This is a genomic window from Amycolatopsis sp. NPDC114505 (assembly GCF_055633615.1).
In genome coordinates this window covers 1,071,226-1,083,796 of record NZ_JBVKDV010000003.1, presented here as the reverse complement: position 1 = coordinate 1,083,796, position 12,571 = coordinate 1,071,226, and the positions used below count along the sequence as shown (strand labels likewise).

The window sequence follows — 12,571 nt, the reverse complement described above, 5'->3', positions numbered from 1 at the left end:
ACGGGGATGCCACCGGTTTTCCGCCTCGACGGGGGTTACTTCACCTTCGAGAAGGTGCACCTGCCGGAGATCTCGACGTACTCGCCCTTCTTGGTGGTGAACCGCATCAGGCCACCGTTGGCCTTGAGATCGTTCGCGAGGGTGGTGGAGGCGCCCGCCCCGGGGCGCCATCCGATGGCGTCGTACGTGACCCGATCGTTGAACTGCGGGCACAGCGCGCCAGTCGCGAGTGACATCAGAAGTAGGAGTCGGCGATCCCGAGGAGGTCGACATCGGAAACAGTGGCGACCGCCGGGACCCGTGAACGCATCATGCCCGGCAGCGAGGACCGCGGGAGTCCTTCGGGACTGCTGCAGCCCGCCGAAGTGGTGGGTGCCGCGCCGGCGGGGGTGATTCGGGTGTGGTCACGCTCTGACTCCTGTTCAGTGCCTGAGCGAGGAGATGGCGAAGGCGCCCGCGCTGTTGCTCAAGTGAGGCTTGTGACACCCAACGGTGTTCGAACCGGGAAGAACCCCGCGCCTCGCGGTGTTCGATCAAGCGATGACCCGGCACACAACGCCGACTGTTCGAATTTGAACTTCCGGTAGGGTCGATCACGTGGGCGATCCCAGGGGAGAAGGCATGACGGCTGAGGTGCGGACGCGGGTGCGGATCCCGCTGCGACTCCACGGCGGCGTCGCCGTCGAGGCCGACGCCGTCACCTTCCGGGGCCTGGCCGACGGGGGTGAGCACCTCGCCCTCGTGCTCGGCACCCCCGGGGACGTGCCGCTCGTGCGGCCGCATTCCGAATGCCTCACCGGGGACGTCTTCGGGTCCGCGCGCTGCGACTGCGGGCCTCAGCTGGCCGAGGCCGTCGAACGGATCTCCGAGGCCGGCGGCTACCTGCTCTACCTGCGCCAGGAAGGCCGCGGGATCGGGCTCTACAACAAGCTCGACGCCTATGCGCTGCAAGACCAGGGCCTCGACACCTACGCCGCCAACGCCGCGCTCGGCCTGCCCGAGGACGCCCGCGACTACGCCGTCGCCGCGCAGATGCTCGAAGCGCTGGGTGTCACGGAGGTGGACCTGCTGTCGAACAACCCCGACAAGGCCGCTCAGCTGCGCAAAGCCGGGATCGCCGTGCGCGAGCAGGTGCCGACCGGGGTCTTCGCCACCGAGAACAACGTCCGGTACCTCCGCGCGAAGGCCGAGCAGACCGGGCACACCCTGCCCGGGCTGGCCAGCTAGGCCAGGCGCTGCGCCGCCGCGGCCACCGGGCTCGTGGTGAGCTTCTCGAGCAGTCCGATCAGGACCGTCTGCTCCGACGGCGTCAGCGACGCCGCCCACTCCCGTTCGCGCGCGTTGTGCGCCTGGTACGCGTCCGTCACCGCCGAGTGGCCCGCCTCGGTCAGCGCGAGCCGGACCGCCCGTCGATCGCGAGGGACCTGCGCGCGCGTCACCAGGCCGTCCCGCTCCAAGGTCTTGACCAGCGCCGACACCGCCGCGCGGCTCATCCCGGCCAGGCGCGCCGCGTGGCGGGACTCCAGCGGGCCGCCCAGCCACAGCACGAACAGCACCCGGAACCCGCCCCAGCTCAGGCCGCGAGGACGGTGCACCGTCGACTCCCAGTCGTAGACCAGCGCGCCGGCCAGCCGGTGCAGGGTGAGGCCGAGGCGCATCGCGACGGGGTCGGTGTCCGGCAGCTCCGCCTTCGTCTTCCCGATCGCGTAGTCGACGAACGAGAGGTAGTCGAGGTCTTCGGCCGGTCGGTCGGTCATGCGGCCCAGATTAGGCGAAGGGGTTCCGCGCGCCGCCCCGGCGGGTTACTGTGACCGGCGAGATAGTCAAAGCTTTGACGATCAGAAGGAGCGCTCGCCGTGACGAAGAAAGCCTTCGCCTCTTCGGCCGACCTGGCGGAGAAAGCGCAAACCCTGGAAGTCCTGGACGACGGCGTCTACGCGCTGACGGCCGAGGGAGACCCGAACATCGGCGCGATCGAGGGCGAGGACTTCCTCGTCTGCTTCGAAGCGCTGGCCACGCCGGTCGCCGCGGCCGAATGGCTCGCGAAACTCCGTGAGCACACAGACAAACCCGTGCGCTACCTGGTGCTGAGCCACTACCACGCGGTGCGCGTGCTCGGCGCGTCCGCGTTCGACGCCGAAGTCATCGTCGCGCACGAGAACACCCGGGCCCTGGTCGCCGAGCGCGGCAAGGAGGACTGGGCGAGCGAGTTCGGCCGGATGCCGCGGCTGGCGAAGGGCGCCGACTCGGTGCCCGGCCTGACCTGGCCGACGCTGACCTTCTCCGACCGGCTGACCATCGACCTCGGCGGCGACCGCGGCGACCTCGTCCTCCAGTACTGCGGCCGCGGCCACACCGAGGGCGACATCGTCGCCTGGCTGCCGCGCCAGAAGATCCTCTACGCGGGCGATCTCGTCGAAGCCGAGGCCGCGCTGTACACGGGTGACGCGTTCCACCGCGACTGGGCTTCGTCCACTTTGGACCGTGTCGGCGAGTTCGGGGCCGAGACGCTGATCGGCGGACGCGGCGGCGTGAGCCGAGGCCGCGACGCCGTCGGGGCGGCCATCGCGCAGACACGGCACTTCCTGGACACGATGATCCGCGAGGTCGGCGCGGCCCGCGAAGACGGCGGCACGCTGAAGGACGCCTTCGAACGCACGCACGCGGCCCTCGTCGGTCAGTACGGCCAGTGGCCGATCTTCGAGCACTGCCTGCCCTTCGACGTCTCGCGGCTGTGGGACGAGCTGGGCGGCATCGAGCGGCCGGTGGTGTGGACCGCCGAACGCGACCGCGAAGTCTGGGACCAGCTCCAGGGATGACGGTCGCGGTCCTCGGCAATGGCCCGGTCGGCCAGACGGCCGCGCTGCTGCTCGCGCGCTGGGGCGTACCCGTGGTGCTCGTCGACGAGCACGAGGTGCGCGACCCCGTGGGGTCCAAGGCCATCTGCCAGCAACGGGACACATTGGACGTCTGGGCGTCGCTCGGCGCGGGCTGCCTCGCCGAGGAAGGCCTCACCTGGACGACCGCCCGGACGTTCCACCGCGACACCGAGCTGTTCTCGCTGAAGCTGCCCGACGGCGGCTCGGCGCTGCCGCCGTTCGTGAACCTCTCGCAGGCCCGCGTCGAGGAGGTGCTCGACGAGCTGATCGCCGAGCAGCCGCTGATCGACGTCCGCTGCGGCCACCGCGTCACCGGAGTGACTCAGCCCGGCCGCGTCGTGGTCGAGTGCGAGACGAAGGACGGGCCGCGCCGGATCGAGGCCGACTACGCGATCGCCTGCGCCGGTTCGCGGGGCGACACCGTGCGGCGGGCGCTCGGTCAGCACCTGACCGGGTTCTCCTTCCGCGACCTGTTCCTCATCTGCGACATCCGCGCCGACCTGCCCGGCTGGGCGGCCGAGCGCCGCTTCCACTTCGACCCGCCGTGGAACCCGGGCCGCCAGGTGCTCATCCACCCGTGCCCGGACTCGCGGTTCCGCATCGACTGGCAGGTCCCGGACGACTACGACCTCGCGGCCGAGGAGACCGGCGGTGCCCTCGACGACCGGATCCGGGCGATCATCGGCGACCGGCCGTACGAGGTCGTCTGGCGTTCGGTGTACCGGTTCCACACGCGGCTCGTCGACCGGATGCGGGTCGGCCGCGTGCTGCTGGCCGGGGACTGCGCGCACCTGGTCGCGCCGTTCGGGGCGCGCGGGCTGAACTCCGGCGTCGCCGACGCGGAGAACGCGGCCTGGAAGCTCGCCTGGGTCCTGCGCGGCGACGCGGAAGAGGAGCTGCTGGAGAGCTACCACACCGAGCGGCACGCGGCGGCCGCCGAGAACGCGGCGGTGACCACGGCGACCATGGACTTCCTGGTGCCGCAGGACGACGGGCAGCGCGAACGCCGTCTGGACGTCCTCACCCGCGCGGCGACCGACCCGGCGGTGCACGAGCAGGTCGACTCGGGACGGCTGGCCGAACCGTTCTGGTACCCGGATTCACCGTTGACCACGCCGGACCCGGACCGGCCGTTCGCCGGTCGGCCCCCGCGGGGCGCGGTGCCGCCGCCGGGGCCGGGGGTGCTGCTGCCGGACGTCACCGTCGCGAGTGGACGGTTACGTGACCTGGCCCGGCAAGGGTTTCTCGTGCTGACGACCCCCGGGGTGCGAGCCGAGGGGGTGCGGTCCGCGGAGATCCCGGTGGGCGGAGCGCTCGGTGCGCGTCCGGGCGAAGCCTGGCTGGTCCGCCCGGACGCGTACGTCGCTGCCGTGTTACGGGTAGCTGACCAGCGGGCTCACCTGGTGCCCGGTGTTCGCGGCGTCACCCGAGTCGTTGATGACGTGCGCGATCGTGCCGACGCCGCCGAGTGACACCGAAACGAGGTTGTGGAACCGGACCCCGGAGGTGTTCGGCACCTCGAAGGAGTGACTGGCCACAATGGACGGGTTGGTGTTGAAGAAGCAGTAGCTGCCCAGTCCCCACCCTTCGTGGCTGGTCACCGAGTCGGCCACCTTGTACGCCGCCCAGCCCTGCCGGCCGCCGCCGCTGGACCAGGAGCCCTGGTCCGGCGGGTCGTACGGCATCTCGTTCTGGAAGAAGTACGTCCGGCCGCCGTTGCCGTTCCAGAGCACTTCGTACTGCTGGTAGTGCTCGACGAACAGGCCGTACATCGTCACGTTCGCGCCGTTGACCACCAGGCCGTTAGCCGCGGTGTTGACGTTCCAGCCGACGCCGTTCGAGTGGTCGCCGCGCCACAGCCACATGTGGTCGCCGATGACGTTGTTCGAGTTGACCACCAGTGTCTGCGTGGCCTTCCCGACGGCGGCGCCGCCGATCCGGAAGAACACGTCGTGCAGCGACGTCGGGTCCGCGGCGTGGTTGGCGTTCGACCCCGGCTGGCCGACCTGCACGAGCACCGGCGAGTTCACCGCGCCGGCGTCGATCAGCAGGCCCGCGATCTTCACACCGTCCACATCGGACGTCGTGATCGCCGCGGTGCCGTTGGTCGGCTGCAGCGTCGCCAAGCCGAGGCCGAGCACCACCGTGTCCGGGCGGGTGACGTTCAGCGCCTGGTCGAGGTGGTAGACGCCCGGCGTGACCAGGAGGTTCTTACCCGCCGCCAGAGCCGCGTTGATGGTCGCGGCCGAGTCGGACGGGTGCGCGACGTAGAACTCGCTGAGCGAGATCGACTGCCCGGCCGGCGCGCCGTGGCCCCAGCTGGTGCCCGAGGAGTTCTGCCGCAGGGCCGGGACGAACACGTTGTAGCTGCCCGAGCCGTCGACGTAGAGGAACGGCTTCTCGCGGATCACCGGGGTCTGGCCGACGACCGTCTCGGGCGGGTTCGGGAAGCTCGCCGGCGGGGTGCCGGTCGAGCCGACGAACACCATGTTCCACACGCCGCCCTGCCAGCCGCCGAGCTCGCTGTTGCGGGTGAGGAACTGCTGCTGCGAACCGGACACGGCCACGCCGTCGATCTTGCTGTCGGCGATCAGGCCACCGCTGGCCCAGCCGTCACCGCCGTTCCACAGCTGGATCTGGCTGCCCTTGAGATGCATCCGCCGGTAGGGCGCGGCCTGCGCGACGGCCCAGCGTTCGACCTGCCCGGCCGGCAGCGTCACCGACAGGTTCTCGGCGGAGCGCCAGAAGTTCTGCGTCGCGTTGCCCTTGTTGGCCGGGTTGTCACCCTGCTGCAGCCAGTCCGCCTCGACGCGGACGTGACCGTTGAGGTTGACGTCGTCGGGGGAGAGGCCCAGGCCCGCCACCTGCTCGTAGAAGCCGAGGTTGACGTCGGCGTTGTAGGTGCCCGGCTTGAACAGCACGGCGTAGCGCTCGTTGCCGAACTGGTTGGTGTGCTGCTGGTTCGCCAGCTGCGTCAGCCGGTTCTGGATGGTCGCGGCCGGGGTCGACGGGTCGAACACCGACACGTTCGGCCCGAGGTCCGGGTTGCGTGGGTCGGTCGGCGGGATGGTCGTCCCGCCGCCGGTGCCGTGCACGGCGACCTCCCAGAGGGAGTAGCCGTAGCCGGTCGCCCGCTGGGTGCCGTTGACCCGCAGGTAACGGGCCGTGCCGGTGAGGGCCACGGTCTGCGTGCCGCCGGTTCCGGTGGTGGTCGAGTACGCCGTCGTCCAGCTGTTCGCGTCACCGGACAGCTGGACGGTGAATGCTGTGGCGTACGCGGCTTCCCAGGTGAGGACCACGTCGCAGAGCTGCTGCGCGGAGCCCAGGTCGACCTGCAGCCACTGCGGGTCGCTGAACGCGCTGGACCAGCGCGTCCCGGCGTTGCCGTCGACCGCGGCCGAGGCGGGGGTCCCGCCGTTCTCGGTCGAGGACGCGGTCGCCGGGTGGCCCTGCGCGAGGTTGGTGGTGCCGCACGCGGCGGCTTGCGCCGGCGCGGAGCCGACCACCGCCGCGGTGGTGACCGCGGTGACGAACGTGGTGGCGATGACGAGGAGGCGGTGTACGGGGGAGAACGTCGTTGATCTCATCGGCCTGCCTGCTGATCGGGGGGAGGACGTGCGAAACGGACCGGGCGAGCCCCACAGCTCGCGCCGGCGTCGGGTGGTGCGGCGGGTCCGCCCCCAGGTCACCCGCCCGGCGCCGTGAGCCGGAGGAGCGGTACCGGGTGGTGCGAGGAGCGCGAACCAGTCAGCCCGAAGGGTGCGTGTCGCGGCGGAACGATCCCGGGTGGCGGTCACGGAACCGGTTCCGACAGCGGTTCGCAGTTAACATCGCGGGGTTCGGCGGAGTCAAGGATCCGGCGCGGATTCGTTCTCCCGGACCAATCCCCGGGGTGGTCCGCGACCGTCCGGCGCAGCGTCGTTGACATTTTACGGCTCTTTATTTATATCCTGAACTAAGAGCGTGCCGACGGGCGGGACCCACACCCGCGCCGAGGACCACGTGAGCCGATCCGCGCCGGGGCAAGGCCGTCCCGGCGCCGGTTCGCCGTGGAGGTGCCCCATGCAACGCCGCATGCCGAGAACCCGGGTTCTCGCCGTCCTCGCCCTGACCCTGGCCGCCCTGCTCCCCGCGCCGGTGGCCCAGGCCGCCCCCGTCCTGCTCTCCCAAGGCCGCCCGGTGACGGCGTCCTCGACCGAGTCCGCCGCGTTCCCGGCGTCGGCCGCGGTCGACGGTGACCCCGGCACCCGCTGGTCCAGCGCGTTCGGCGACCCGCAGACCCTGCAGGTCGACCTCGGCTCCACCCAGCAGCTGTCCCAGGTCGTGCTGAACTGGGAAGCCGCCTACGCCAAGGCGTTCACGATCCAGGCGTCCACCGACGGCGCCACCTGGACGCAGCTGTACTCGACCACCACCGCGACCGGGGGCACCCAGACGCTGACCGTGACCGGCAGCGGCCGGTACGTCCGGCTGACCGGCACCCAGCGCGCGACGCAGTACGGCTACTCGCTCTGGGAGTTCCAGGTCTATGGCGGGGGCGGCACGACCCAGCCCGGCGACGTCCTGCTCTCGTACGGCAAGTCCGGCACGGCCTCCTCGTACCAGGACGACGGCGCGTGCCCCGGCTGCCTCCCGGCGAAGGCGTTCGACCACGACCCGGCCACGCGCTGGGCGACCAGCGCGACCACCGGCTGGGTCGACCCGGGCTGGATCACCGTCGACCTCGGCGCCACCGCGGCCGTGCACCAGGTCGTCCTGCAGTGGGACCCGGCCTACGCCGTCGCGTACCAGCTCCAGGTGTCGAACGACAACGTGAACTGGACGTCGCTCTACTCGACCACCACCGGCAAGGGCTTCAAGGAGACGCTGACCGTCAACGGCAGCGGCCGGTACGTCCGGATGTACGGCACCGCCCGGTCCAACGGCTACGGCTACTCGCTGTGGGGCTTCGACGTCTACGGCACCGGCGGCAACCCGACGACTCCGCCGCCCGCGCCGCCGGCCCCGCACTTCCCGGGCACGCTGGTCTGGAGCGACGAGTTCAACGGCGCGTCGGGCGCGGGCCCGGACGCGAGCAAGTGGACGGCCGAGACCGGCCCCGGCGTCAACAACGAGCTCGAGTACTACACGAACAACAACAACGCCAAGCAGGACGGCCGCGGCAACCTCGTCATCCAGCTCCGCCGCGAGGCGACGCCGGGATCGGCGTGCCCGGTCGACCCGATCAGCGGCAGCGGCACCTGCCAGTACACCTCGGGCCGGATCAACACCGCGGGCAAGTTCAGCTTCACCTACGGCCACGTCGAGGCGAACATCAAGGTGTCCGGCACGCAGGGGCTCTGGCCCGCGTTCTGGCTGCTGGGCGCGAACTTCTTCACCGGCACGCCGTGGCCGAACTGCGGTGAGATCGACATCATGGAACACGTCGGGAAGTCGCCGAACCTGGCCTACTCGACCATCCACGCGCCCGCGTACAACGGCGCCGGCGGCATCGGCGCTCCGCTGGACCTCGGCCAGGACGTCGCCGCCGGGTTCCACAAGTTCGGCCTCGACTGGGACGCGAACCACATGACCTTCTCCGTCGACGGCAACGCCTTCGAGACGATCAACCGCGACACCGTGGAGAGCACGCGGGGGCCGTGGGTCTACGACCACCCGTTCTTCCTGATCCTCAACAACGCCATCGGCGGCGACTTCCCCGGCCCGCCGGGAGCGGGGACCGTGCTCCCGCAGGACATGGTGATCGACTACGTGCGGGTCTACCAGTGAGGCGGCTCGCCCTCGGTGCGGTGGTCGCGGTGGGACTGCTCACCGTGCCGCTCTTCACCGCCCAGGCCGCGCCGACGCTGCTCTCGCAGGGGCACGCCGTGACCGCGTCGTCCACGGAGAACGCGGCGTTCCCCGCTTCGGCCGCGGTGGACGGCGACCCGGGCACCCGCTGGTCGAGCCTGGCCGCCGACCCGCAGACGCTGCAGGTCGACCTCGGCTCGTCGCACACCCTGAACCAGGTGGTGCTCCAGTGGGAAGCGGCCTACGCCAAGGCGTTCACGCTCCAGGCGTCGGCCGACGGCAGCCAATGGTCCACTGTGTACTCGACGACCACGGGCACCGGGGGCACGCAGACGCTGCCGGTGTCCGGGACCGGCCGGTACGTCCGGTTGACGACCACCCAGCGCGCGACCCAATGGGGTGTCTCGCTCTGGGAGTTCCAGGTCTTCGGCGACGGGACAGCGCAGGCGTGCGGCAGCGCGAACGCGGCACTGCGGCAACCGGCGACGGCGTCGAGCGTGCAGTCGGACGCCTTTCCGGTGTCCGCGGCTTTCGACGGCGACGCCGGGACGCGCTGGTCGAGCCTGGCCGCGGACCCGCAGTGGATCCAGGTCGACCTCGGCAGCTCGCGGCCGGTCTGCGGCGTCGACCTGACGTGGGAAGCCGCGTACGCGAGCGCGTACACGATCCAGCTGTCCACCAACGGCTCGACGTGGACGACGGCGGCGACCGTGACCGGCGCCGGCGGCACCGAGCATCCCGCGGTGAGCGGCACCGCGAGATACGTGCGGCTCAACGCCACGGCACGGGCGACGCAGTGGGGCATCTCGCTGTGGGAGTTCGCGGTGCACACGAGCGACAGCGCTCCGCCGACGACCACGCCGACCAACCCCGGTGGCTGCCCGTGGGTGGGTTCTTCCGCGCCGGTCGCCGACCGCGTCACCCAGCTGATGGCGGTGATGACCGCGCAGCAGAAGATCAAGGTGCTGCACGGCAACGGCGCGACCGGGCCGTACATCGGCAACACCGACGCGGTGCCCGAGCTGTGCATCCCGGCGCTCGGCCTGCAGGACGGCCCGGCCGGGGTCGGTGACGGCCTCGACGGCGTCACCCAGTTCCCGGCGCCGGTGTCGGCCGCCGCGACCTGGGACACCGGCCTGATGAACCGGTACGGCTCCGCGATGGGTGCCGAGTTCGCGGGCAAGGGCGTCGACATCGCCCTCGGCCCGACGATCAACCTGGTCCGCGACCCCCGGTGGGGCCGCAACTTCGAGACCTACGCCGAAGACCCGTACCTCGCCGGGACGGCCGGGACCGCCACGATCCAGGGCATCCAGAGCCAGGGCGTGATGGCGCAGGCCAAGCACGCGGCCGCCTACAACGTCGAGGCCGGGGCGTCGCGCGGGACGCCGTCGGACAATGTGATCATCGACGACCGCACCCTGCACGAGCTGTACCTGCCGGCGTTCCAGCAGGTCGCGAGCCAGGGCCAGGTCGCGTCGATGATGTGCGCCTACAACCAGATCAACGGCGTCCCGGCATGCCAGAACGCCGGTGTGCTCACGACGGCGATCAAGCAGGACGCCAACTGGGGTGGCTTCGTCGGCTCCGACTGGGGCTCGGCGACCGGCGGCCCGCGGCAGCTGGCCAACGGCGGCCTCGACATGGAGATGCCCGGCGGCGCGTTCTTCGGCCAGGGCCTGCTCGACGCCGTCTCCCGCGGCGAGGTCACGCAGGCCCGGGTCGACGACATGGTCCGCCGGGTGCTCACGCAGATGGTCAAGTTCGGCGTCTTCGACCGGGCCCGGCGGGGGACACCCCAGTCGGTCGTGACGAACGCGGCGAACGTGACGACCGCCCGCGACGTCGCGGCGGCCGGGTCGGTGCTGCTGAAGAACACCGGTGTCCTGCCGCTGACCGCGTCGACGAAGTCGATCGCGCTCTCCGGTGGCGACGGGATCGACCCGCAGAACATCGGCGGCGGCAGCGCCAAGGTCAACCCGTCGCCGGCGTCGGTGAACCCGATCAACGGCATCAAGGCGCGGGCCGGGTCCGGCGTCACGGTGTCCTATGTGGACGGCGCCGGGGAGCACGTGCAGACGCCGAACATCCCGGGTGCGGTCACCGCCGCGAAAACCGCGGACGTCGCGGTCGTGTTCGCCAGCTACGGCGAGTCCGAGACGCAGGACCTCGACACGATCGACCTGCAGAACCAGCAGAACGACCTGATCGACGCGGTCGCGACGGCCAACCCGCGCACGATCGTCGTGCTCAACACCGGGTCGGCCGTGACGATGCCGTGGCTGTCGAAGGCGGCCGCGGTCATCGAGGGCTGGTACCCGGGCCAGGAGAACGGCAACGCGCTCGCGTCGCTGCTCTACGGCGACGTCAACCCGTCGGGCAAGCTGCCGGTCAGCTTCCCGAAGCAGATCGCCGACCTGCCGACGGCGAACGTCCAGCAGTTCCCGGGCGCCAACGACCGGATCGAGTACTCGGAGGGCCTCAACGTCGGGTACCGGTGGTACGACAGCCGGAACATCGAGCCGCTGTTCCCGTTCGGCTTCGGACTGTCGTACACGACGTTCGGGTTCTCGAACCTGGCCGTCACACCCCAGGGCGGAGGCGGCACCGCCACCGTGACGGCGACGGTGACCAACACCGGCACCCGCGCGGGCGCCGACGTCGTCCAGCTCTACCTCGGACAGCCCAGTGGGAACGGCGAGCCGCCCAAACAACTGAAGGGGTTCAAGAAGGTGCAGCTCAACCCGGGACAGAGCCAGCAGGTGTCGTTCCCGGTGACCCCGCGCGACCTCGCGCACTGGAGTGGATCGTGGACGACGAACGCGGGCCAGTACCGCGTCTACCTCGGCGACTCCTCGCGCAACGTCCCGCTTTCGGCGGCGCTGACCGTCTCCTGAGTCGACTCCCGGATCACCAGGGAGGTCGGGACGATCAGCGGCTCGTCCGGCTGGGGTGCCCCACCCAGCCGGTCGAGCAGCTGCCGGGCCGCCGTCTCGCCCATCTGCCGCAGGGGCTGGCGGATCGTCGTCAGCGGCGGCTGGGTGTGCGCGGCCAGGGGGATGTCGTCGAAGCCGACCACGGCGACGTCCCCGGGCACCGCGTGCCCGGCCTTGCGCAGCCCGGCCAGCACCCCGGCCGCGGTGAGGTCGTTGTGCGCGAAGACGGCGTCGAACTCCGGGCCGGTGGCGAGGAGCTGGAGGATCGCCGCCTCGCCGCTTTCACTCGTGAAATCGCCTTCGATGACGAGATTCGAGTCCAGTACGAGGCCCGCGTCGCGGATCACGTCGCGGAAGCCGTTGAGCCGGTCGCTCGTGCAGCCGAAGGCACGCGGCCCGGTGACGGTGGCGAGCCGGGTGCGGCCGGTTTCGAGCAGGTGGCGGGCCGCGGCCGCGCCGCCCTGCCGGTTGTCCGTGCCCACCGACGGGAACGCGGGTCGCCGGCCGCGGTCGTCGATCACCACCACCGGCAGCCCGGAGTCGTGCAGCACGCGCAGGTGCCGCACGGCGTCCGGCGGTTCGACGAGCAGCAGCCCGTCGAACGCCTTCGCCGACACCTGCCGGGAGAACTCGCCGAGGGAGTCCGCGCCGCGGTTGGCCGTGGACAGCAGCAGGCCGTAGCCCTTGGCCTCCACGACGTCGGCGACGCCTTGGAGCACCTCGCCCATCCACGGCCAGGTCAGCCCCGGCACCAGCATCCCGACCGTGCGGGTCACCCCGCGGGCCAGCCCGACCGCGCCGGCGCTCGGGATGTACCCGGTCGCCGCGATGACCTCGCGGACCCGGATCGCGGTCGCCGCGTCCACATCGGCCTTGTTGTTGAGGACCCGCGACACGGTCGTCTTGCTCACCCGCGCGCGGCGGGCGACCTCGGCGATCGTGACGCGCATCCGTCCTCCCGGGCAG

The 12,571-nt window shown here is 71.2% G+C and carries 9 protein-coding genes; 5 read left to right on the top strand and 4 right to left on the bottom strand.

What is annotated here, in order from left to right:
* Positions 1 to 35: 35 nt before the first annotated feature.
* A complete protein-coding gene (locus ACZ7OU_RS34300; RefSeq protein ID WP_470258407.1) occupies positions 36 to 236 on the bottom strand; it encodes a hypothetical protein in 201 nt (66 codons plus the stop codon).
* Between the two features lie 385 nt (positions 237 to 621).
* Between ACZ7OU_RS34300 and ACZ7OU_RS34295 the strand changes: the two genes are divergently transcribed.
* On the top strand, positions 622 to 1,227 hold the full coding sequence (locus ACZ7OU_RS34295) for a GTP cyclohydrolase II (RefSeq protein ID WP_470258406.1): 606 nt from the start codon (positions 622 to 624) through the stop codon (positions 1,225 to 1,227).
* Here ACZ7OU_RS34295 and ACZ7OU_RS34290 read toward each other — a convergent pair.
* Positions 1,224 to 1,757 (bottom strand): MarR family winged helix-turn-helix transcriptional regulator, encoded by a 534-nt coding sequence (locus ACZ7OU_RS34290; RefSeq protein WP_470244592.1) that lies wholly within the window; start codon positions 1,755 to 1,757, stop codon positions 1,224 to 1,226. The two genes, ACZ7OU_RS34295 and ACZ7OU_RS34290, sit on opposite strands and share 4 nt — an antisense overlap.
* 99 nt (positions 1,758 to 1,856) lie before the next feature.
* On the opposite strand from ACZ7OU_RS34290, the gene ACZ7OU_RS34285 reads away from it, so the two are divergent.
* Together ACZ7OU_RS34285 and ACZ7OU_RS34280 are read left to right on the top strand one after the other, a co-directional pair.
* Positions 1,857 to 2,819, top strand: a complete 963-nt coding sequence (locus ACZ7OU_RS34285; protein WP_470258405.1) for an MBL fold metallo-hydrolase — start codon at positions 1,857 to 1,859, stop codon at positions 2,817 to 2,819.
* Entirely contained in the window at positions 2,816 to 4,351 is a 1,536-nt protein-coding gene (locus ACZ7OU_RS34280) for an FAD-dependent monooxygenase (RefSeq protein WP_470258404.1), read from the top strand. The genes ACZ7OU_RS34285 and ACZ7OU_RS34280 overlap by 4 nt, the downstream gene beginning before the upstream one ends.
* On the opposite strand, the gene ACZ7OU_RS34275 is transcribed toward ACZ7OU_RS34280, so the two are convergent.
* Entirely contained in the window at positions 4,253 to 6,466 is a 2,214-nt protein-coding gene (locus ACZ7OU_RS34275) for a discoidin domain-containing protein (RefSeq protein WP_470258403.1), read from the bottom strand. The two genes, ACZ7OU_RS34280 and ACZ7OU_RS34275, sit on opposite strands and share 99 nt — an antisense overlap.
* A gap of 487 nt (positions 6,467 to 6,953) precedes the next feature.
* On the opposite strand from ACZ7OU_RS34275, the gene ACZ7OU_RS34270 reads away from it, so the two are divergent.
* Both ACZ7OU_RS34270 and ACZ7OU_RS34265 read left to right on the top strand, forming a co-directional pair.
* Positions 6,954 to 8,648 carry a discoidin domain-containing protein gene (locus tag ACZ7OU_RS34270; RefSeq protein WP_470258402.1) on the top strand — a complete coding sequence of 565 codons (1,695 nt, stop codon included), beginning with the start codon at positions 6,954 to 6,956 and terminating at the stop codon, positions 8,646 to 8,648.
* A complete protein-coding gene (locus ACZ7OU_RS34265) occupies positions 8,645 to 11,566 on the top strand; it encodes a glycoside hydrolase family 3 C-terminal domain-containing protein (protein WP_470258401.1) in 2,922 nt (973 codons plus the stop codon). Before ACZ7OU_RS34270 ends, ACZ7OU_RS34265 begins: the two co-directional genes overlap by 4 nt.
* On the opposite strand, the gene ACZ7OU_RS34260 is transcribed toward ACZ7OU_RS34265, so the two are convergent.
* A complete protein-coding gene (locus ACZ7OU_RS34260) occupies positions 11,509 to 12,555 on the bottom strand; it encodes a LacI family DNA-binding transcriptional regulator (protein WP_470258400.1) in 1,047 nt (348 codons plus the stop codon). The two genes, ACZ7OU_RS34265 and ACZ7OU_RS34260, sit on opposite strands and share 58 nt — an antisense overlap.
* Positions 12,556 to 12,571: the final 16 nt, after the last annotated feature.

Excerpts from the sequence above, each read along its gene's own strand:
- ACZ7OU_RS34290 (WP_470244592.1), bottom strand. The coding sequence starts at position 1,757 with ATGACCGACCGACCGGCCGAAGACCTCGACTACCTCTCGTTCGTCGAC.
- ACZ7OU_RS34280 (WP_470258404.1), top strand. The coding sequence starts at position 2,816 with ATGACGGTCGCGGTCCTCGGCAATGGCCCGGTCGGCCAGACGGCCGCG.
- ACZ7OU_RS34260 (WP_470258400.1), bottom strand. The coding sequence starts at position 12,555 with ATGCGCGTCACGATCGCCGAGGTCGCCCGCCGCGCGCGGGTGAGCAAG.
- ACZ7OU_RS34295 (WP_470258406.1), top strand. The coding sequence starts at position 622 with ATGACGGCTGAGGTGCGGACGCGGGTGCGGATCCCGCTGCGACTCCAC.
- ACZ7OU_RS34275 (WP_470258403.1), bottom strand. The coding sequence starts at position 6,466 with ATGAGATCAACGACGTTCTCCCCCGTACACCGCCTCCTCGTCATCGCC.
- ACZ7OU_RS34300 (WP_470258407.1), bottom strand. The coding sequence starts at position 236 with ATGTCACTCGCGACTGGCGCGCTGTGCCCGCAGTTCAACGATCGGGTC.
- ACZ7OU_RS34270 (WP_470258402.1), top strand. The coding sequence starts at position 6,954 with ATGCCGAGAACCCGGGTTCTCGCCGTCCTCGCCCTGACCCTGGCCGCC.